This window comes from Lacrimispora brassicae, from assembly GCF_054772055.1.
The window spans coordinates 19,669-41,367 of record NZ_BRYH01000036.1 but is presented as its reverse complement, the minus strand read 5'-3'; the positions used below and the strand labels follow the sequence as shown (position 1 = coordinate 41,367).

At 46.6% G+C, this 21,699-nt stretch carries 19 protein-coding genes; 8 read left to right on the top strand and 11 right to left on the bottom strand.

Going from position 1 to position 21,699, the window contains the following annotated elements:
• Positions 1–273 precede the first annotated feature (273 nt).
• Positions 274–1,605 (bottom strand): HD-GYP domain-containing protein, encoded by a 1,332-nt coding sequence (locus ACYVD3_RS17590; protein ID WP_460643790.1) that lies wholly within the window; start codon positions 1,603–1,605, stop codon positions 274–276.
• 253 nt (positions 1,606–1,858) lie between these two features.
• Here ACYVD3_RS17590 and treR point away from each other — a divergent pair, with 253 nt between their 5' ends.
• The 3 genes from treR (at position 1,859) to treC (ending at position 5,857) form a co-directional block, all read left to right on the top strand.
• Positions 1,859–2,572 carry a trehalose operon repressor gene (treR, locus tag ACYVD3_RS17585; RefSeq protein ID WP_460643789.1) on the top strand — a complete coding sequence of 238 codons (714 nt, stop codon included), beginning with the start codon at positions 1,859–1,861 and terminating at the stop codon, positions 2,570–2,572.
• Positions 2,573–2,788: 216 nt separating this feature from the next.
• Positions 2,789–4,198, top strand: a complete 1,410-nt coding sequence (gene treP, locus ACYVD3_RS17580; protein ID WP_460643788.1) for a PTS system trehalose-specific EIIBC component — start codon at positions 2,789–2,791, stop codon at positions 4,196–4,198.
• Entirely contained in the window at positions 4,199–5,857 is a 1,659-nt protein-coding gene (treC, locus tag ACYVD3_RS17575) for an alpha,alpha-phosphotrehalase (RefSeq protein WP_460643787.1), read from the top strand.
• Here the strand turns inward: treC and ACYVD3_RS17570 are convergent.
• The 3 genes from ACYVD3_RS17570 to ACYVD3_RS17560 form a co-directional block, all read right to left on the bottom strand.
• Positions 5,854–6,420, bottom strand: a complete 567-nt coding sequence (locus ACYVD3_RS17570) for a manganese efflux pump MntP (RefSeq protein WP_460643786.1) — start codon at positions 6,418–6,420, stop codon at positions 5,854–5,856. The two genes, treC and ACYVD3_RS17570, sit on opposite strands and share 4 nt — an antisense overlap.
• Before the next feature lie 62 nt (positions 6,421–6,482).
• Positions 6,483–7,004 carry an NYN domain-containing protein gene (locus ACYVD3_RS17565; protein ID WP_460643785.1) on the bottom strand — a complete coding sequence of 174 codons (522 nt, stop codon included), beginning with the start codon at positions 7,002–7,004 and terminating at the stop codon, positions 6,483–6,485.
• A gap of 54 nt (positions 7,005–7,058) precedes the next feature.
• Positions 7,059–8,429 (bottom strand): MATE family efflux transporter, encoded by a 1,371-nt coding sequence (locus ACYVD3_RS17560; protein ID WP_460643784.1) that lies wholly within the window; start codon positions 8,427–8,429, stop codon positions 7,059–7,061.
• Positions 8,430–9,166: 737 nt separating this feature from the next.
• Here ACYVD3_RS17560 and aspS point away from each other — a divergent pair.
• The 5 genes from aspS (at position 9,167) to ACYVD3_RS17535 (ending at position 15,336) form a co-directional block, all read left to right on the top strand.
• On the top strand, positions 9,167–10,498 hold the full coding sequence (aspS, locus tag ACYVD3_RS17555) for an aspartate--tRNA(Asn) ligase (RefSeq protein ID WP_460643783.1): 1,332 nt from the start codon (positions 9,167–9,169) through the stop codon (positions 10,496–10,498).
• 270 nt (positions 10,499–10,768) lie between these two features.
• Entirely contained in the window at positions 10,769–11,062 is a 294-nt protein-coding gene (gene gatC / locus ACYVD3_RS17550) for an Asp-tRNA(Asn)/Glu-tRNA(Gln) amidotransferase subunit GatC (protein ID WP_460643782.1), read from the top strand.
• Between the two features lie 12 nt (positions 11,063–11,074).
• Positions 11,075–12,586 carry an Asp-tRNA(Asn)/Glu-tRNA(Gln) amidotransferase subunit GatA gene (gene gatA, locus ACYVD3_RS17545; RefSeq protein ID WP_460643781.1) on the top strand — a complete coding sequence of 504 codons (1,512 nt, stop codon included), beginning with the start codon at positions 11,075–11,077 and terminating at the stop codon, positions 12,584–12,586.
• Positions 12,579–14,012, top strand: coding sequence for an Asp-tRNA(Asn)/Glu-tRNA(Gln) amidotransferase subunit GatB (gene gatB, locus ACYVD3_RS17540; protein ID WP_460643780.1), 1,434 nt, complete (start codon positions 12,579–12,581; stop codon positions 14,010–14,012). Before gatA ends, gatB begins: the two co-directional genes overlap by 8 nt.
• Positions 14,013–14,043: 31 nt before the next feature.
• On the top strand, positions 14,044–15,336 hold the full coding sequence (locus ACYVD3_RS17535) for an aminotransferase class I/II-fold pyridoxal phosphate-dependent enzyme (RefSeq protein ID WP_460643779.1): 1,293 nt from the start codon (positions 14,044–14,046) through the stop codon (positions 15,334–15,336).
• A gap of 117 nt (positions 15,337–15,453) precedes the next feature.
• Here the strand turns inward: ACYVD3_RS17535 and ACYVD3_RS17530 are convergent, their stop codons facing one another.
• From ACYVD3_RS17530 to ACYVD3_RS17500, 7 genes are all read right to left on the bottom strand, one after another.
• Positions 15,454–16,332 carry a LysR family transcriptional regulator gene (locus tag ACYVD3_RS17530; protein ID WP_460643778.1) on the bottom strand — a complete coding sequence of 293 codons (879 nt, stop codon included), beginning with the start codon at positions 16,330–16,332 and terminating at the stop codon, positions 15,454–15,456.
• 100 nt (positions 16,333–16,432) lie between these two features.
• Positions 16,433–16,840: a GNAT family N-acetyltransferase gene (locus ACYVD3_RS17525; RefSeq protein WP_460643777.1), complete on the bottom strand. Its 408-nt coding sequence runs from the start codon at positions 16,838–16,840 to the stop codon at positions 16,433–16,435.
• An 86-nt stretch (positions 16,841–16,926) separates the two neighbouring features.
• Positions 16,927–18,087, bottom strand: a complete 1,161-nt coding sequence (locus ACYVD3_RS17520) for a cobalamin-independent methionine synthase II family protein (RefSeq protein ID WP_460643776.1) — start codon at positions 18,085–18,087, stop codon at positions 16,927–16,929.
• Positions 18,088–18,182: 95 nt separating this feature from the next.
• Positions 18,183–19,112: a LysR family transcriptional regulator gene (locus ACYVD3_RS17515; protein WP_460643775.1), complete on the bottom strand. Its 930-nt coding sequence runs from the start codon at positions 19,110–19,112 to the stop codon at positions 18,183–18,185.
• 43 nt (positions 19,113–19,155) lie between these two features.
• Positions 19,156–20,352, bottom strand: coding sequence for an NADP-dependent isocitrate dehydrogenase (locus tag ACYVD3_RS17510; protein WP_460643774.1), 1,197 nt, complete (start codon positions 20,350–20,352; stop codon positions 19,156–19,158).
• Between the two features lie 72 nt (positions 20,353–20,424).
• A complete protein-coding gene (locus ACYVD3_RS17505) occupies positions 20,425–20,844 on the bottom strand; it encodes a metal-dependent transcriptional regulator (protein ID WP_460643773.1) in 420 nt (139 codons plus the stop codon).
• 161 nt (positions 20,845–21,005) lie between these two features.
• Positions 21,006–21,539, bottom strand: coding sequence for a hypothetical protein (locus ACYVD3_RS17500; protein WP_460643772.1), 534 nt, complete (start codon positions 21,537–21,539; stop codon positions 21,006–21,008).
• Positions 21,540–21,699 lie beyond the last annotated feature (160 nt).

Genomic DNA, 21,699 nt, shown 5'->3' with positions numbered 1-21,699 from the left:
ATACTACGTAATAGAAAGGAAATATTCTTTTATGAAAAAGATATTAACAATAGCGATATCCGTCCTTCTGGTGTTGCCGGCCATAGGTTGCAGCAATCAAAACGGCGATATGCTTCCATCTCGGTAGCATATCGCTGTTTGTTGTCAGCACTCGTTTCTCAGTCTGCATTTCCTTGTAAACTGACCTAAATGATGCTTAAAGCTATTTTTTATCCTGTCCCCGGGATTTGTATATGATATGAATCCATCTGAAACCAGATGGATCTTTTTACTTTATGGCCATGACGGCTTAAGCTCCGGATCCTTTATGGAAAGTGCGAAACAAAGCTTTTCATTGTAGGTTTCTAATTGAAGGAAAGATTCATACTCGTTTTTCAATTTCTCGTAAACGCTTAATATGGGCTGGCAGCGGATGGAGGTGGTTTCCAGGATCTCATCAATATGTTCCATAGCCAGGTCAACGATGAATTTATCCAGAAGGCCATCATGCTTCATCTTGGTCAGAATGGACAGAATGCGGTTTGTTGGAAAGGCGGTTTTATAGCTTCTGGTGCCGGTCAGTGCGCTGATGATATCCGCAATAGCCACCAGCCGTTCTTCCGTGGTCAAATCCTCGGCTTTCAGCTTTTTCGGATACCCGGCTCCATTTAGCTTCTCATGGTGGCGCAGGGCGATGCGTTCAATAGTTTTGTCAATGCTGCCCCCAAATATTTTTTCTGTAAAATTTACGTGGGTCCTCATAATGGACATGGCCTGATGGCTTAATTTTCCCGGATATTCAAGAATCTCCACCGGAATGGCGATTTTGCCCAAATCATGGAGCAGGGAGCCGCAGAGGATCAGGTTCAGCCGGTGTTCACTCAGGGAAAGGAGTTTTCCCAGCTCGTAGCTGATGCTGGTGGTGGTTATGGTGTGGGTTACGGTGTGGTGGCTTCTGAAATCAATGATAAAGACCAGCATTTTCAAGTATTCCGTAGTCTCTTCTTCGGAAAGGGGAATGCTGGTTAGGAAGTCGAAATATTCTGAATCTTTTCTCCATTCAATATCAATGGGTTCCTGAAAGTTAATCCTGGCTGCAAGTTCTACGATATGAGGTGCGAAGACATTGTTTGTTCCCTGAATCAGCAGTTGGCGGGTATCCTCCCAGGAACGTTTTTCCAGAGACATGGAGACATCAATGCGGTCTGCGATGTGAAGTATCTGCGATAAGTCTTTTAATTTTGTACTGAGTTCATCTCCATTTTCAAGAAAGTTCCAGGTGATGTGGTGTAAAAGCACTGCAGGAGCCAGTTCCTTTAAGGGAGAGAAATACCGTATGAAAAGATATCCATAGAAGGAATGTTCCCAAATATCACTGGTTTCAAATTGAATCATCCTGGAGATCTCCTCTGTTTTGTAGGCTCCTATATCGTGAAGCTGGGCCAGAAAGCAGATATCCCGTAACTCCTGCCGGGAATATTGCCCCGTATTCCTCAGCATGCGGGAAATAATATAAGCCACGTGAGAACCGTGTTCCGTAAGCCGCGGATCAATGTAATTGCAGAAGCGCCGGATAATGCCCAAGACGCTTTTGTTATTTAAGTTTTTTGTATACTGCATTTGCATGCATAACCCTCCTTTGTATTCCTTGCTCTGGAAATATTTTACCATATGAATCCATATATGGAAAGAAAAGAAAATTTTTTGTATTTCGTTATGATTTTCTTTTTAAAGAAAAAGATATGTTATAAGAAATGAATTGACGGCTGTCTCTTTTTTGCATAAAGCCGATTTATTTGACTAAGGTATACGTATATGTTAAAATAAAAACTGATATCTAAATCAATAGAAAAGTCAGGTAAAGTGAGGATATAGACCTATGGAAAGTAAATACAGGCGTCTTTATAAAGAGCTTCTTGAAAAAATAGAAAGGCGGGAATACCGTCCGGGAGACAAGCTTCCTGCGGAAGGGGAACTGATGGAAATTTACGGCGCTTCCCGTGATACCGTCCGCAAAGCCCTGGGGCTTTTGGCTGAGGATGGCTGCATCCGAAAAGCCAGGGGAAAGGCCGCCGAGGTGGTGGATAAGAGCAAGTTCAATTTCCCGGTATCGGAGATTGCAAGCTTTAAGGAAATCTACCGGTATTCGGATTCAAAGCCAAGAACCTTTGTAGAGAATTTAGAAATCGTGAAAAATGATAAAAAGCTGATGGAAGCGCTGCAGATCGGCCCGGAGGATGAGGCTTTTGTGCTGGAACGGGTCCGGGAGATCGATGGAGAGAAGATCATCATTGATAAGGATTATTTTTCAAGAAAAGTAGTGGAAAACCTTCCGCTGCGTGCGGCTCAGGATTCCGTTTATGAATATCTGGAAAACGAACAGGGTCTTAAAATCGGCTTTGCAATGAAAGAGATCACGGTCCATATGGCTGGGGATGAGGATTACCGCCTTCTTGATATGGGGCGTTATGATATGGTGGTGATCGTGAAAAGCTATACGTACCTGGAAGACTCCACCCTGTTTCAGTACACGGAATCACGTCACAGGCCGGACAAGTTTAAGTTCGTGGATTTTGCCCGCAGGAAACTATGAAAAACCCTGCTTCTCATCATGTTCCGGACCTGGCGGTTTGCCCCTGACCTATTAAGTCCGGATAAATGCCGCCTTGGTTGCCCCTTAGCTGTCTGCAGACAGGTTAAATTCTCTTTTCTGTATATTGACAAAGGTATACGTATATGTTATAGTGAAAATACAATATGAACATATAAGTTTGCTAATAGCAAAAACATGTATGAAGGGAGTATGAATATGGGTAAGTATGAAAGCGATGCAAGGAAATTATTGGAGTACGTGGGGGGAAAAGAAAATATCGGGGCAGTAAGCCATTGTATGACCAGGATGCGTTTTGTGCTGGTGGACCCGGGGAAAGCGGACACAAAGCAGATCGAGGCCCTTTCAAGCGTCAAGGGCACCTTTACACAGGCAGGACAGTTTCAGGTGATTATCGGAAATGACGTACAGTCCTTTTACAATGACTTTGTATCGGTATCCGGCGTGGAAGGAGTATCAAAGGATGAGGTAAAGAAAGAGGCAAAGGGAAATTTAAATCTTTTGCAGCGGGCGGTGGCGGACATTGCGGAAATCTTTGCTCCTCTGATTCCGGCCATTATCGTAGGCGGTCTGATTCTTGGCTTTCGCAATATCATAGGAGAGATCAAGCTTATGAACGGGGGAACAGAAACCCTTGTTTCTGTGTCCCAGTTCTGGGCCGGCGTCCATAGCTTCCTCTGGCTCCTTGGCGAGGCTATCTTCCATTTCCTGCCTGTAGGAATCACCTGGTCTGTCACAAAAAAGATGGGAACAACCCAGATCCTTGGAATTGTTCTGGGACTGACTCTTGTATCCCCCCAGCTTTTAAATGCCTATGCCATGGCAGCAGGCGCAGAAGTGCCGGTATGGGATTTTGGATTTGTAAAAATGGAGATGATCGGCTATCAGGCCCAGGTGATCCCAGCCATTCTGGCAGGCTTTGTACTGGTTTACTTAGAAAGGTTCTTTAAGAAAATCACGCCTCAGGCGGTTTCCATGATCGTGGTTCCATTCATGTCCCTGTTGTTAGCGGTGATCGCAGCTCACGCAGTGGTAGGACCCATTGGCTGGACCATTGGTTCCTGGATTTCAAAAATTGTTTATGCAGGTCTTACCTCCAGCTTCCGGTGGATGTTTGCAACCTTATTCGGTTTTGTATATGCTCCCCTTGTCATCACCGGTCTTCACCATATGACCAATGCCATTGACTTGCAGCTTATGGCAGAATTCGGAGGAACCATGCTGTGGCCCATGATCGCTTTGTCCAACATTGCACAGGGCTCTGCAGTTTTAGGAATGATGTACCTTCAAAAAAAGAATGAGGAAGCAAAGCAGATTTCCATTCCTGCCTGCATTTCCTGTTACTTAGGGGTTACGGAGCCGGCTATGTTCGGCGTGAATTTAAAGAGGGGCTTTCCGTTCCTTTCTGCCATGATCGGTTCTGCCATAGCGGCTACGGTTTCCGTTGGAATGAATGTTATGGCAAATTCCATTGGCGTGGGCGGTCTTCCCGGAATCCTGTCCATTCAGCCTCAGTATATGGGAATCTTCGGACTGTGTATGCTGATTGCCATTGCAGTGCCTTTTGTGCTGACTGTTATACTTGGAAAGAAGAAAGGGATTGAGTAAATGGAGAGTTTTAAGAAGTCATGTGTATATCAGATCTATCCCAAATCTTTTAAGGACAGCAATGGAGACGGAATCGGAGATTTAAGGGGAGTGATGGAAAAGCTGGATTACTTAAAGAGGCTGGGCGTGGATTCCCTCTGGCTGACCCCGTTTTTCCTATCACCTCAGAATGACAACGGTTATGACATCCAGGATTACTGCCGGATTGATCCCCTGTTTGGCACCATGGAGGATTTGGAAAAGCTGATCGCAAAGGCCGGAGAACTGGGCATGGGACTGATGCTTGATATGGTTTTCAATCATACCTCCACAAGTCATGAGTGGTTTCAAAAGGCCCTTCAAGGTGATAAAAGATTCCAGGATTACTATTTCTTCAAGGAAGGGGCCCCTGGAAATCCGCCTACCAACTGGCAGTCAAAATTCGGAGGCAATGCATGGGAATATTCTGAGGAAGTTGGAAAATACTATCTCCATTTATATGATAAGACTCAGGCAGATTTAAACTGGGAAAATCCCATGGTACGGGAAGAGATCAAAAAGGTGATCCGTTTCTGGAAGGAAAAGGGGATACGGGGATTCCGGTTTGATGTCATTAACCTGGTATCCAAGCCCTCTGCCTGGGAAGATGATGAAGAGGGAGACGGCCGCCGGTTCTATACCGACGGCCCCCGGATCCATGAATATTTAAGAGAGATTGTGGTGGATACGGGCTTGGATGGGGATAATATCATTACGGTGGGAGAGATGTCTTCCACCACCATTGATCACTGTATCCGCTATACCAATCCTCTTGAAAAGCAGTTTAAGATGTGTTTTAATTTTCATCACTTAAAAGTGGATTATCAGGGCGGTGACAAATGGTCTCTGATGCCCTTTGACTTTGAGAAACTGAAAAAGATTTTCCATACATGGCAGACCTGTATGACGGAAGGGGATGGCTGGAATGCGGTGTTCTGGTGCAATCACGACCAGCCCAGGGCAGTATCCAGGTTCGGCGATGATGGAAAGTATAGAAAGCAAACCGCGAAGATGCTGGCTACCGTCATACACGGAATGAGGGGAACACCCTATATTTATCAGGGAGAGGAAATCGGAATGACCAATGGGTACTTTACTGATATTTCCCTTTACCGTGATGTGGAAAGCCTTCATTACTTTGAAATTTTAAAAGAACAGGGGAGAGAGGAAGAAGAGATTTACCGGATTTTAAGAGAACGGTCCAGGGATAATGCCAGGACCCCCATGCAGTGGGAAGCAGGAGGCCAGGCCGGATTTACCACAGGAACTCCCTGGATCGGTGTCAATAAAAACTGTGAAGAGATCAATGTAAGGGAGAGCCTTGCTGATTCTGACTCAATATTTTTCTACTATCAGAAGCTGATTGAGCTGAGAAAGGGATACAGCGTAATCAGTGAAGGAAGCTATGAGCCTGTTTTGCTGAAGCAGAAAGGAATATTTGCCTATAAAAGAATCTGGCAGAAAGAAAAACTCCTGGTCTTTGCAAATTTTACAGGAAAGAGTCAGGAAATTGAAGGAAATGAAACAATGGAGGGCTGGGATATTCTGTTATCCAACTACCTTAGTCCAAAGATCAATGGGAAAAAGTTTGTTCTGGACCCCTTTGGTGCAGTCATGCTGTATTCTTGTGAACAAACTTAAACCTCCAGCAGGTGCTGTGCCAGAATTTTGATCCCCATAAGGATCAGGATCAGCCCGCCGGCAAATTCCGCCTTTGATTTATAGCGTGTTCCAAATACGTTTCCAACCTTAACTCCAAGGATAGACAGGGTAAAGGTGGTGGCTCCGATAAAAGAAACCGCCGGAACGATCTGTACCTGAAGGAATGCAAAGGTGACACCTACGGCAAGGGCATCAATGCTGGTGGCGACTGCCAATGGGATCATGTTTCTGGGGGCCATGGGAGAAGATTCACATTCTTCCTCCTCCTCTTTGCTGAAGGATTCCTTTATCATATTAAAGCCGATGGCTCCAAGCAGGATAAAAGCGACCCAGTGGTCAAAGGAGGTAATGGCCTCCTTAAACTGCGACCCAAGCAGGTATCCTACAAGAGGCATTCCCGACTGGAATCCCCCGAAATACAGACCTGCAATGACTGCATTGTTCCAGTTCATCTTTGGCATGCATAATCCTTTGCAGATGGAAACGGCAAAGGCATCCATGGATAAGGCTACCGCAATGATGAACAATTCCAGTAATGACATGTGATATTCCTCCTGTGTATTAGCTTAATAAGTATATGCCCCGGAAAAAAGGGATAGAATGGTCAGTCTTTTTTATTCAGCCGTATTTTTTCTAAATATTCAAACAGCTCCGGGTCCAGGTTATCGAAGAGGCGGTTTTTCTTTGAAGGAATCCGTTCCAAGTGTTCCTTCTTAATCTCAAGATTCGTGTCTTCGATTTCTTTCTTTAAGTCTCTTGCAGAAAGGCGTGTGCAGCCTGTTCCCAGGATGATAATCTGTTCCAGCTTGTCTGAGGTGGCTACCCGTACCTGGTGCTGTCTGCCGATCTGCTGGGAGACCTTTTCAATGTACTGGTCTGCGGTCTCGGCTTCTTTGGTAAAAATCACATGGATGTTGTGGTATTCCAAGACAGTGCCCGGATTTCCCTTGACCTTGTAGCCGTCAAAGACAAGAATGACATTGCATTTTTTATAGCCCTGGTAGTTGCATAGCACATCCTGAAGCCTGGTTCTGGCGGAGTCCATGTTGGTCTCCGCCAGTTCTTTTAGTTCAGGCCAGGCAAATATGATGTTGTAGCCGTCTACTAGCAGATAATCAGACCTCATTTTTTGCCTCCTGGTGGAGCAAGCGGATATGCTTGCATATTCAGTTTGTAGAGCCTAAATTTTTTTGATGCAGTTTTCGTAAATTCGTTTAAACAGGATGGTACTTAAAACCAGGGCCATGATCTCAGCCAGAGGGAAGGCATACCAGATTGCATGAAGACCAAAGACTTTCGCGAAAATATATGCAATAGGTAAAATACATACAAGCTGCCTGGCAATGGATACGATAAGGCTGTAGACCCCGTTTCCAAGAGCCTGAAAAACGGAACCAATGATGATGGAGTAGCCGGCAAAAAGGAATCCTGAGCTGATGATGCGCAGGGCGGGAACTCCGATGGAAATCATGTTCTCGGAAGCATCAAACAACTGGAGAAGCTGTACCGGGAATACCTGGAATATAATGACTCCCAGGAACATGATGGAGACAGACCCAATGATGCTGGAGCGTATGGTCTTTATAATGCGGTCCCTGTTTTTAGCGCCCCAGTTATAGGCCACAATGGGGACCATACCGTTATTGAGTCCAAATACAGGCATGAAGATGAAGCTTTGCAGCTTAAAGAAAATACCGAATACGGAAACTGCGGTTTCGGAAAATAAAAGGAGGATCTTATTTACTCCAAAGGTCATGACAGAACCGATGGACTGCATGATAATGGAGGGAAGTCCTACCTTATAAATATCCATAATGGTCTCTTTATGGGGACGGAAGCCCCGCATGTTTAAATTCACGTCAGGATTTTTGGTCAAATTAAAATACAGCAGGAGCATCATGGCGATGATCTGGCCGATGACAGTTGCAATGGCCGCTCCGGCAATGCCAAGGCGGGGAAAACCAAAGAGTCCGAATATGAGGATGGGGTCCAGAATGATGTTGATAATGGCTCCAAGCCCCTGGGTGATCATGTTGTAGATGGTGCGGCCGGTGGACTGCATGATCCGCTCCAAAGCGATTTCCAGATAAACGCCGAAAGAAAAGACCGTACAGATGGAAAGATAAGTAGTTCCCTGGCTGATGATCTCCGCATTGTCTGTCTGCACCGTAAAATAGAACCTGGAAAATAGAATTCCGAACAGGGCGGAAACAATATAACTGAGAATAAAAACGAATATTCCGTTAACTGCAGCCAGATTAGCCCCTTTCTGGTTCTTTTCTCCTAAGGACCGGGAAAGGAGGGCATTAACCCCCACGCCGGTGCCTACGGCGATTGCAATGATCAGGTTTTGAATGGGAAAGGCAAGGGAGACTGCAGTAAGGGCTGTTTCCCCGATCTGTGCCACAAAAATACTGTCGACCACGTTATAAAGCGCCTGTATGAGCATGGAAATAACCATGGGAAGAGACATAGTCAGTAAAAGCTTGTTTACCGGCATGGTTCCCATCTTATTTTCTTCAGGTCTTAAAGCATCCATTGTTTCAGACATAAAAAAAGCCCTCCCTATTTTATAGTAAGCGTGATCATAATTGTAACCTTTTCGACAGGAAAAGTCAATATTGTATGATTTATTAGGTTCTTTTTCCATTGCTGGAGAGATTTTGTGAAAAATAAATATTGCAGGTTAAAATAGATTGTGATATTATAAGTGCAATTCATTGTAGTGAAGTGGTGAACTGTTATAAAACAGACCTGAACAGGGAACCATAAACCTACAGGAGTTCAGAAGATATACTGAGAAAGGCAGAGAAGGAGACTCTGGCCTATGGACCTCAACAGGAAGAGGGCGCCACCGACTGAGAGCGCCGTCACGTGGGACTTGGCTAAGGGAACACTCCGGAGCCGATATGCCGAAGCGGCCGTTGATCCTTTTTGATTGGATTGACGGTGACATGAGTAGGCTTATCCGTACACATGCGTTAAATGTTTGAGTGGAGGCATTTGCTTATCCGGCTGTCATATCTGCGGCTGGAGGAAGAGGCAGTTGTCTCAATGCGGGTGGTACCGCGGGAACTTATAGCCATATAAATCCCGTCCCGGAATATGTAACTGTATTCCGGGGCGGGATATTTTGTTGCAGTTAAGCTATGCAGAAGTATTTGGCGGCATATCCGTATGTCTTTTAAATACCTCTCACATCCGCCAAATTATGAATGGCATGGCTGAACTGCAGCAACCTCTTCACCGGAATCAAAACAATTACATTCAGGTAAGGAGAATACAGATATGGAATTTATCAGTGGTGTAAAAGAAAAAGAAACGGTCTCCATGGACCAAATAAGATCCGGCGGTTATGAGGGCCGGACGGTAAAAATGGAAGGCAGCGTTCATACCATAAGGGATATGGGAGAGGTTGCTTTCGTGATCCTTCGGAAAGCCGAGGGTCTGGTGCAGTGCGTATATGAGGAAGGAAAGACGGATTTTGACTTAAGCCTTTTAAAGGAAGAGTCTGCAGTCCGGGTCACAGGAGTCGTATCAAAGGAAGAGAGGGCTCCCCGCGGGTTTGAGATCCGCCTTTTGAAGATTGACCTGCTGTCCCAGCCGGCGGAGGTGCTGCCGGTGGCTATCAGCAAGTGGAAATTAAACACTTCTCTTGAAACAAAGCTGGCCCTGCGTCCCATTACCCTTCGAAATCCCATGGAACGGGCGAAGTTCCGCCTCCAGGAAGGCATTGTAAGAGGATTCCGGGATTTCCTCCATTCCCAGGCCTTTACCGAGATCCGTACACCAAAGATCGTAGCCCGCGGAGCAGAAGGCGGCTCCAACGTATTTAAACTGGACTATTTTAATAAGAAAGCAGAGCTGGGCCAAAGTCCCCAGTTTTATAAGCAGACCATGGTAGGCGTGTACGACCGGGTATTTGAAGTCGCCCCCGTCTTCCGTGCGGAAAAGCATAATACAACGAGACATTTAAATGAATATACCAGCATGGATTTTGAAATGGGATATATTGACGGCTTTGAGGAAATCATGGAAATGGAAACAGCCATGCTTCAGTATACCTTTGGACTTCTTTGCGAGGAGTACGAAACAGAGCTAAAAATGCTTAAGGTCACCCTTCCCAATGTGTCCAATATCCCCACGGTCCGCTTTGCACAAGCAAAGGAGCTGGTGTCTGGGAAATATAACAGAAAAATCAGAAACCCCTATGATCTGGAGCCGGAAGAGGAAGTGCTCATCGGCCGTTATTTTAAGGAGGAGTATGGCAGTGATTTCGTATTTGTCACCCATTATCCCTCAAAGAAACGCCCCTTCTATGCGATGGACGATCCGGCTGACCCTAAGTTTACCTTAAGCTTTGACTTATTGTTTAAGGGGCTGGAGGTCACTACGGGAGGCCAGAGAATCCATGATTATGACACCATTCTTAAAAAAATGGAGGCCAGAGGCATGAATCCGGAGGACATTTCTTCCTATTTAATGATCTTTCAATACGGCATGCCCCCTCACGGCGGTCTTGGGATCGGCCTGGAGCGCTTAACCATGCGCCTTCTTGACGAGGGGAATATAAGAGAGACCACCCTGTTTCCAAGAGATGTGACAAGACTGGAACCATAAACACCCTGGGGGTATACCTTTACACCCGATAAAACGGGGTGGGGTCTGCCCAAAGTACATGGGCAGGGAAGAGGAAACACCCTGCGGGTATACCTTTACACCCGATAAAACGGGGTGGGCCCTGCTCAGAAGACATGAGCAGGAAAGTGGAAACACCCTGCGGGTATACCTTTATGCCCAAAGTACATGGGCAGGGAAGAGGAAACACCCTGCGGGTATACCTTTATGCTCAGAAGACATGAGCAGGAAAGTGGAAAGGAGAAAGAAAAAATGGCGCACATGATCGATGATGATATGATCCAATACGTAGGGATCCTGGCAAAATTGGAGCTTGACCATGAGGAAAAGGAAGCGGCGAAAAAGGATATGGGCCGCATGCTGGATTATATTGATAAATTAAACGAACTGGATACGGCTGGCGTGGAACCCATGTCTCATGTATTCCCGGTGCACAACGTTTTCCGTGAGGATGTGGTGGAAAACGGCGACGACAGAGAGAACATCTTAAAAAATGCTCCCCAAAGCAAGGATGGAGCTTTTAAGGTGCCAAAAACAGTGGAATAGGGGGATTCTAATATGACAGCGAAAGAAATATTATCCCTCACAGCAGTACAGTTGGGGAAAAAAATAAAAAGCGGAGAAGTTACCTCCGTAGAAGCGGTAAAAGCAGCCCTGGGCCAGATCAAGGCCATGGAGCCGGTGCTTAACAGCTTTGTAACCATAGAGGAAGAACGTGCATTAACACAGGCCGAAGACGTACAGAAACGAATCGAAAACGGAGAGCTTACAGGCCCTTTGGCAGGGGTACCGGTGGCAGTGAAAGACAATATCTGCATTGAAGGCATGAAGACCACCTGCAGCTCCAAGATCCTTTCTAACTTTGTTCCTTCTTATACGGCTTCCGCAGTGGAGAGTTTAAAAAAGGCAGGGGCAGTGATCCTTGGGAAAACCAATATGGATGAATTTGCCATGGGAAGCACCACGGAAACATCGGCCTACGGGGTCACGAGAAATCCCTGGAATCCGGAGCACGTTCCCGGCGGTTCCTCCGGCGGCTCCTGTGCGGCAGTTGCCGCGGCAGAATGCTTTTATGCCTTAGGATCGGATACAGGAGGTTCCATAAGACAGCCTGCCGCCTTCTGCGGAGTTACGGGATTAAAGCCCACCTACGGGACCATTTCCAGGTATGGGCTGATTGCCTATGGATCTTCCTTAGACCAGATCGGCCCTGTTGCAAAGGACGTGACGGATTGTGCCGCGATTCTGGAGGTTCTGGCTTCCCATGATGAGAAGGACAGCACGTCTGTGGACCGGAAAGATTGTGATTTCACCCAGGCTTTAAAAGAGAACGTGAAAGGAATGCGGATCGGTATTCCTGGGGATTATCTGGGCCAGGGCCTTGACCAGGAGGTAAAGGAGGCTGTTTTAAAAGCCGCCAGGGTCTTGGAGGAAAAGGGAGCCATTGTGGAGACCTTTGATTTAGGGATGGTGGAATATGCCATTCCAGCCTATTATGTAATTGCCTCAGCAGAAGCCAGCTCCAACCTATCCAGGTTTGACGGCGTGAAATACGGCTACCGGGCCAAGGAATACGAGGGACTTCACGGCATGTATAAAAAGAGCCGTTCCCAGGGCTTTGGGCCGGAGGTAAAACGCCGTATCATGCTGGGCTCCTTTGTATTAAGCTCCGGGTATTATGATGCATATTATTTAAAGGCCTTAAGGACAAAGGCCCTGATCAAGAAAGCATTTGACCAGGCATTTTCAAAATACGATGTGATCCTGGGACCGGCTTCCCCGTCTACAGCACCAAAGCTGGGGGAAAGCTTAAGGGATCCTTTGCAAATGTATCTGGGAGATATTTATACCATTTCCGTGAACCTTGCCGGACTTCCCGGTCTTACGGTTCCCTGGGGCAGGGATTCCAAAGGGCTGCCCATTGGGGTCCAGTTCATTGGAGACTGCTTTAAGGAAAAGAACATCATCCGGGCGGGCTTTGCCCTTGAACAAAGCAAAAGCTATGAGATGCCCCCTATGGCAGCAGAAGCCATTTCAGGAAAAGGGAAAGGAGGAGAGATAAATGAGTAAACAGTATGAGACGGTCATCGGCCTGGAAGTCCATGTGGAACTGGCTACGAAAACGAAAATCTTCTGTGCCTGCTCTACGGAATTCGGCGGAGCGCCCAATACCCACACCTGTCCGGTATGCACCGGAATGCCCGGCTCCCTTCCTGTCCTTAACAAGCAGGTAGTGGAATATGCCCTTGCGGTTGGCCTTGCGGCAAACTGTCAGATCAACCAGTATTGCAAGTTTGACCGGAAAAATTATTTTTACCCGGATAATCCCCAGAACTACCAGATATCCCAGCTCTACCTTCCTATCTGCCATAACGGCTATGTGGAGATCGATACAACCTCAGGAAAGAAAAAGATCGGGATCCATGAGATCCACATGGAAGAGGATGCAGGAAAGCTCATCCATGATGAATGGGAGGACTGTTCCCTGGTGGACTTTAACCGGAGCGGGGTTCCTCTCATTGAGATCGTATCAGAGCCTGACATGAGGAGCGGGGATGAGGTGATCGCCTATTTAGAAAAGCTGAGACTGATCATCCAGTATCTGGGAGCTTCAGACTGCAAGCTTCAGGAAGGTTCCATGAGGGCTGATGTGAACATATCTGTCCGTGAGGCCGGCTCGGCCCAGTTGGGCACCAGGACGGAAATGAAGAATTTAAACTCCTTTAAGGCCATTGCCCGTGCCATTGAGGGGGAGAGGAAACGCCAGATCGAATTGATCGAGGAAGGGAAGCCGGTGGTTCAGGAAACCAGACGGTGGGATGACAACAAGGAATCCTCCTATGCCATGCGGTCCAAGGAAGATGCCAGGGATTACCGTTATTTCCCTGACCCGGACCTTCCTCCTGTGGCCATCAGTGATGAATGGATCAGCAGTATAAAGGCCAGACAGCCGGAGCTGCGGACCGAAAAAATGGCCCGCTATCAGGAAGTGTTCAATCTTTCCCCATACGATGCGGATATTATTACCGGTTCCAAGCATATGGCGGATATTTTTGAGGCTGTCACCGGGATCTGTAAGAAGCCAAAGGAAGCCGCAAACTGGCTTATGGTAGAGGCCATGAGGCTTTTAAAAGAGACAGAAACGGAACCTGATAAAATGACATTTTCTCCGGAAAACCTTGCAAAATTAATCGATTTAGTGGATAATGGTACCATTAACCGTACCGTGGGCAAGGAAGTTTTCGAGAAAATTTTTGCAGAAAACGTTGATCCGGAGCAATATGTGGAAGAAAACGGATTAAAGGTTGTAAATGACGAAGGAGAACTGCGCAGGGTAATTGAGGAAATTGTTTCTGCAAATCCGCAGTCCGTGGAGGATTTCCGTAATGGAAAAGAAAGAGCCTTTGGGTTTTTAGTAGGCCAGACCATGCGTTCCATGAAGGGAAAAGCCGATCCGGGAGCGGTCAACAGGATACTAAAGGACCTTTTGGGTTAGAGGAGTCTATATGAGGAGGAAAATGAAATCTATGAAGCCGTATGTTGAGATGACAAAGGAAGAGTTACAGGAGTTAAGGAAACAGCTTTCCATGCAGTATAAGGAGTTTCAGGGCAAGGACTTAAAGCTTGACATGTCCAGAGGAAAGCCCAGCACGGAGCAGTTGGATATATCCATGGGAATGATGGATGTGCTGAGCAGCAATGATGATCTGACCTGTGATGACGGCACAGACTGCCGCAACTATGGGGTCCTTGACGGGATCAAGGAAGCAAAAGAGCTTCTTGCCGACATGATGGAGGTAGCACCTGACCACATCATTATTTATGGCAATTCCAGCTTAAACGTTATGTATGATACGGTTTCCCGTTCCATGACTCACGGCGTTATGGGAAGCACTCCCTGGTGCAAACTGGATAAGGTGAAATTCCTCTGTCCGGTCCCTGGGTATGACAGACATTTTTCCATAACCGAATACTTTGGGATCGAGATGGTGAATGTTCCTATGACCCCTACAGGTCCTGATATGGATATGGTGGAAGAGCTTGTGGCAAAGGATGATTCCATCAAAGGAATCTGGTGCGTTCCCAAATACTCCAATCCTCAGGGGATTTCCTATTCCGATGATACGGTGCGCCGTTTTGCCCGCTTAAAGCCGGCTGCCAAAGACTTCCGCATTTACTGGGATAATGCTTACACGATCCATCATTTGTACGACCGGGACCAGGATCATCTCATTGAGATCCTGGCAGAGTGTAAGAGAGCCGGAAATCCGGATATGGTATATAAATTCGCCTCCACCTCAAAGGTCAGCTTCCCAGGCTCCGGCATCGCAGCCATTGCGGCCAGCCAGAACAACCTGGTGGATATTATGAAGCAGTTAAAGATCCAGACCATCGGCCATGATAAAGTGAATCAGCTTCGCCATGTACGGTATTTTGGAGATATTCACGGTATGGTAGAGCATATGAGAAAGCATGCAGATATCATGAGGCCGAAATTCGAGGCAGTGATCCAGATTTTGGAAAGAGAGCTGGGAGGCCTTGGAATCGGGGAATGGACCAGTCCAAAAGGCGGCTATTTCATTTCCTTTGATTCTCTTGACGGATGTGCAAAGACCGTTGTGGCAAGATGCAAGAAATCCGGCTTAGTCATGACCGGAGCAGGAGCTACTTATCCCTATGGAAAGGATCCGCGGGATAACAATATCCGCATTGCTCCCTCTTATCCTCCTTTATCTGATCTGATCCTGGCAATGGAATTATTCGCCCTTTGTGTGAAGATCGTCAGCATTGACAAGATTCTGGCTGAGAAGGAATCATAAAACAGAAGCGCCGAAAAATGACCCTGGTTTCGTCATTTTTCGGCGCTTCCTTTTGTTTGTGCCGGATTACATGGCCTCTCAAGGGTATGGCAGAACTTCTCTTGCCCATAGCCACCCTTAGTCGAATAATACCAGGTTGATAAACGCCTGGAATGCTTCCGTCTGGAACTTGTCCTTATGAAATACCACATGGTTCATGCAACTGATATCCAGGTTTTTCACCTCTATTTCAACGATTTCCCCTTTTTTTAAGGACTCATCGGCAAAAATCCTGGGAACAATACCGATCCCGATCTTTTCCTTTACCGCCTGAAGGATCACATCCGAGTTGGTGCTGGACCAGAGGGGCTGTGCCGATAAATTATTCAGAGCCAGAGAGCAGTCAAAGGTATCCCGAAGGGTACAGCCCTGTTCTCTCATCAGCAGGGGTTCCTCAATGAGACGGTCCAGTGCCACCGGCTGTGCAAGGCGTTCTGCAAAAGGATGGCCGGGGGCGCAGATCACTGCTATGGGATAAGAGGAAAAAGGGATCTTCTCCAATTGCTCATCAGGGATGACGCCCTCAATCAGGCCGATATCCAGTTCGTTTTTCAGAAGCTTATTTGTGATCTCCTGGGAATTGTTTACGGTGACCTTTAGCTGGATATCAGGATTTGTAAGAGCAAAGCGGGATACCACTTTAGGAAGCAGGTAAGTAGCCAGGGTTACGCAGGAGCCGATCCGCAGAGGAGCCTGAAGGTGCAGGGTGCCGGAGTAGTTTTCCAGATCCTGATACAGTTCCAGGAGAGGGATGACCTTAGACAAATAAAATTTTCCGTTCTCATTGATGACCACCCTGCGGGATACACGGTTAAAGAGAGGGGAGCCAACGGATTCTTCCAGTTCATTGATGGCGTGGGAGATGGCAGGCTGGGTCATGGACAGCGCTTTGGCTGCTCCGGTGATGCTGCCTTCTTCACATACCGTTTTAAAGATAGTAAGATGTCTTAAGTTCATGTCAAAGATCCTTCCATTACCAAGATGTTATATAATAATATTCATTATATCATTTTGATAATGATATGAACAGGGATTTTGAAAAAAATATGGAAAAATTTTAAAGGTTTACCATCATCAGATGGGCAGTCCCATAGCTTCCATCCCGGTATTTAAAGGAGTGTTCCCTGGTACCGTAGATTTGGAAGCCAAACTTTTTATAAAGAGCCAGCCCCCGTGCATTTTCACATACGACTTCCAGCTCCAACTGTTCATAGCCCATATCACGGGCACCTTCTTTGATGGCGTCAAGGAGATGGGAACCGATCCCAAGCCCCCAGTATGCCTTGCATGTGGAGATGCCTAAGGAGGCCCGGTGGGAGTAACGTTCCGTGGCTCCAATGGGATTGATTCCGGAATTTGCAACGATTTCTCCGTTTACCACGGCACAGACCATTAAATCCTTTTGGCTTTTTAAGATGCAGGGAGTTCCGTTTTTTAACAGGATTTCTTTTGGTTTGTATTCCATAATTTGATTACCTCTTGAAAGAAAAAAGAAAACAGATGACTGGTCAATGCCTGCAGATTTCTTTTCCGGCTCCCTGCCTTTCCTTATTACTCGCCCCAGTATTCCAGGGCGATCTTTTGACCCTGGTCAATTTTTGCCCACTGCTGGTCTTCAGTCAGTTCATTGCCGCCGTCGCAGGAGGCAAAGCCGCACTGATGGGAGAGGAACAGACGGTCTTTGGGAATGATTTGGGACGCTTCGTCAAGCAGTCTGATGACCCGGGATTCGTCGTCAAGGTTGTTGGTTTTGCTTGAAAGAAGTCCCAGCACGATTTCTACACGGGGGTTGTCCTTAAATACGGAAAGGGCGTCAAGGGAACCGGCCCTGTCGTCATCCCACTCAAGGAAAAAGCGGTCGTATTTCAACTGTTTTAAGAATAATCGGGCAATTTTTAAGTAGGAGCCGCCTCCCATGTTTCGGGAATCATAGTTGCCGCGGCAGTTGTGAGTCCACATATTCAGCCCAAGGCTGTGGCCGAAGTCAATCACTGTGTTGTTGATGTCAATAAATTCCTTTGCCAGGGCCTGAACTGTTTCCTGATCAATGTTTTTGCCTGTATAGGGAGAGTTGGGGTTGTCATCGGCGAAAATTTCCCACAGGCAATCGTCCATCTGCAGGATTTCCCCCCCTGCTGCTGCGTACTCCGTGATGAATTCCTTGTAGGCTTCAACCAGCCCTGCCTTTAACTCCTGAGGTGTGGAATAGACGGAATCCTTGCCACCGATGTTGTCTGACCAGGAAAGTTCTCCAAAGATGTGTGAGGGCGAAGGAATGCAGAGCTTTGTCTCCCTGCCGTCAGCAATTGCTGTCAGCCTTTGAAAAACTTTAATAAAATGGTGATTCCTGCCGCTTAAGGGCTGGGTAATGCCCAGGCCGATGTCCCGGCGGGTCTCGTATGTTTGAGTTTCATCCTTGTCACGGAAAAAGTAACCATGGTCCGCAATGTACCGGCTGATGCCCTTTAACCCCCAGACAAAGTCTAAGTGCCACATGGACTTGGAGTATTCGCCGTCTGTAATGATCTCAAGCCCGTGGAGGATTTCCTTATGAACCACGTCTTTGGTGGCTTCATATTCGCATTCCTCATACCCTGGAAACTCATCATAGAACGGGTAGGTTATGTCGTCACGGTGCTCAATCTGATGTTTATAGCTCAGCAGTTTTTCCGGGCGGAGAAAGCTGCCCACGGTTTGAAATTTTTTGCTCATAAAAAAGCCCTCCTGAATGTTTGATGGAACCATTGTAATACAAAAGAGGGCATATAGGGTAATGTCATTATTCTATGTTATGTTATAGCTATTAGCTATACCTTTTCATCCATGAGAACATCGTACTGGGCGATCACCTGCTTTAATTCCTCAAGGTACATTGCCGCCTGTTTGGTGAGCTGTATGGAATTATGTCCGATCCAGCCCACTTCCATGGAATCGTCAATGTGAAGGGGCACTGCCGTAATGTTGTCCCCATTTAAGTCCGCGCTTACGATCCCCGTTGAGATGGTGTAGCCATTAAGACCGATCATAAGGTTGAAAATAGTCGCCCTGTCGCTGACCCGGATTATTTTCCTGCTGAAGGCTGTGCTTAAGATTTCCTCTGAAAAATAGAAGGAGTTGAATTCCCCCTGTTCAAAGGAAAGGCAGGGATAGGGTTCTAAGTCGTCAGGGGTGGCGTACTCTTTTTTTGCCAGGGGGTTAGATGCGCTGACAAAAATATGGGGCTTTGCGGTAAACAGGGGATGGAAGGTCAGGCCGTTTTCATGCAGCAGCTTTTCCAGCACCCGTTTATTAAAGGGATTCATGTACAGAATGCCAAGCTCGCTCCGTAAGGTCTTTACATCCTCGATGATCTCATGGGTCCGCGTTTCCCGCAGGGTAAATTCATATTCGTCTGCATTGGTTTTTTGGACCATGTTTACAAATGCGTTTACGGCAAAGGCATAGTGCTGGGTGGAGATGGAGCAAAGGCGGCGGGAAGGCTTCCTGCTTAAATAGCGCTGCTCTAAAAGGCCTGCCTGCTCAGTCACCTGGCGGGCATAGCCCAGAAATTCCACGCCATCCATGGTCAGTGAGATGCCTTTTGGCGTTCTGGTGAAAAGCTCCACGCCGATCTCTGCTTCTAAGTCTTTCACTGCATTTGACAGACTGGGCTGGGAGATAAAAAGGCTTTCCGCCGCCTTGTTGATGGAACCGCAGTTCACGATTTCAATAAAATACTTCAGTTGCTGCAATGTCATCGCTGCTTTTTCTCCGATTGGATTTATGGTATGGCGGCAGTTCTTACAGCCTTTTTGCAATGGCCTTTATAAATTCTTCACTGCTTAATGCCGTTGGATTTGAAATGGTGGTGATGAGGGCCAGATCCTTTGTCATCTCACCGGCTTCAATGGTGTGGATGGTAGCCAGTTCCAGCTTGTCTGCAAAAGCGGTCAGTTCCGTGTTTCCATCCAGTTCCCCCCGCTTTCTCAAAGCCCCGGTCCATGCGAAGATGGTTGCAACGGAGTTTGTGGAAGTTTCCTCCCCTTTTAAGTGCTTGTAGTAATGGCGCTGTACGGTTCCGTGGGCAGCTTCGTATTCGTAGTCCCCATGGGGAGATACCAGGACAGAGGTCATCATGGCAAGGGAGCCGAAGGCAGAGGATATCATATCGCTCATCACATCGCCGTCGTAGTTTTTGCAGGCCCAGATATAGCCGCCTTCTGATTTCATGACACGGGCCACCGCATCGTCGATCAGGGTATAGAAATAAGTGATGCCTGCTTCCTTAAATTTGTCCTCATAGTCAGCTTCAAAGATTTCCCGGAAAATGTCCTTGAAGGTATGGTCATATTTCTTGGAAATGGTGTCTTTTGTGGCAAACCATAAATCCTGGCGGGTATCAAGGGCGTAGTTAAAGCAGCTTCTGGCAAAGCTTTCAATGGAATTATTTAAGTTGTGCATTCCCTGTACAATTCCAGGGCCGTTAAAGGAATGAACCAGCTCCCTCTCTTCACTGCCGTCCTCAGCGGTATAGACAAGCTCCACCTTTCCGGCTCCCGGGACCTTCATTTCAGATCCTTTGTAAACATCACCGTAAGCATGTCTTGCTATGGTAATGGGCTTTTTCCAGTTGATCACACATGGTTCGATTCCCTTGACAACAATGGGAGCGCGGAACACGGTTCCGTCTAAGATCGCCCGGATGGTACCGTTGGGGCTTTTCCACATTTCTTTTAAGCCGTATTCCTTAACCCGGTCTGCGTTGGGGGTGATGGTGGCGCACTTGACTGCAACCTTATATTTTTTTGTGGCATTGGCGGAGTCAATGGTCACCTGGTCGTTTGTCTCGTCACGGTATTCCAGGCCCAGGTCATAGTATTCTGTCTTTAAATCAATATATGGCAGCAGAAGGTGGTCTTTGATCATCTGCCAGAGAATCCTGGTCATTTCATCCCCATCCATTTCGACGATGGGGGTTGTCATTTTAATCTTATCCATGTGTTTGTCCTCCTTAGAAATGTACGTGTTATGCTATAGTATACGATGAATTATAAAATCACACAAGCCTGTCTATGTGAATTTATCCAGCCATTTTTGAATATTATACACAGTTTCCGGTTCGATGAAATGCTCCACCTTTTCCACCTGTTCCAGCTCATTGGAATTTTGATTGATGTAGCAGAAAAAACGGCGGAGGACTTCGTGGCGGAATAATAAATATTCTCCCAGCTCCAGGCCGTCCTCTGTCAGGGAAACAGTGCCGTATTTCTCAAAGCGCACCAGTCCCTGTTTCCTTAGGTTCCCGGTCATTTTAGAAGCGGAGGAAGGCTTTACATGGAGGCATTCCGCCAGTTCTTTGATGCGGACTGGCTGGCCGTCACGATGGATTCTGCATATCATTTCCAGATAATCTTCCATGGAGGAGGTGATTTGCGTATGCTCCAAAAGGGAGTAGCCCTTCAGGGTATAGAAATTATCGGTTTGGGCCATGGTTCCCTCCTTTCTTTTTACTTATGAATATTACTTATATTTATTCTCTCCTTCGGGGATCTATGAGTGGGGAGGATAAAAGGAGGGAAGATTCCTTTTTTATACAAGGATCGTGACCGGAAGCGACAAATACTGGATTTCATGATTGGTTTACCGGTACATTAATAGCATTTTGAACAGGGAGTCCTCCCAAGGGCTTCCGCGTCGGATTGTGTCATGTGGGCCGGGCCTTTCATATTACTGCAGTTTGGATTTGAATGATATTTTGTGCCTGTCCTGGATACCCATACCATCTTTTCTTTATTGTTGACGGCAGCAGTGCTTTGAGTGGTATCCTGAGCCGGCTGCGTGGCAGTTACCGTATTACCGTTTGACGTTGTGGTGTTTGCAGAGGAATTGCCGGAGGTTTTTGTCTGCACTGTGCCGGAAATGACAAGTGCTCCGTTTGCATCCACTGTTTTTCCATCGGGAGTTGTGGTATTGGTCAGACAATAGCCATTTTCATTGAAATAATAGCATTCAGATACGCCGTCTGCATCTCCATCAATCCATTGCCAGCTATTTACCGGATAGGTACTGTCATCATTTTGGTACCACCAGCCTTTGGCATCCTGATTCCATTGTCCGGCAAACGCAGAAAAACTCATTGCCATGGAGAGAACAGTTGTTGCAATTAATAGTCTCACATTTTTCATGATTCTACCCCCATTTAATATTTTAATTGAGATGTCAGTGGATTTAAGCCATTCTGACAAGTTGTTAATTAAATTTTAACAAAAAGACTCACTTTTCTCAATACAAATATAGTAAAAGCACGCTGAAATTGCTTCGCAAGTATAGTGTTTTTTACAGTGA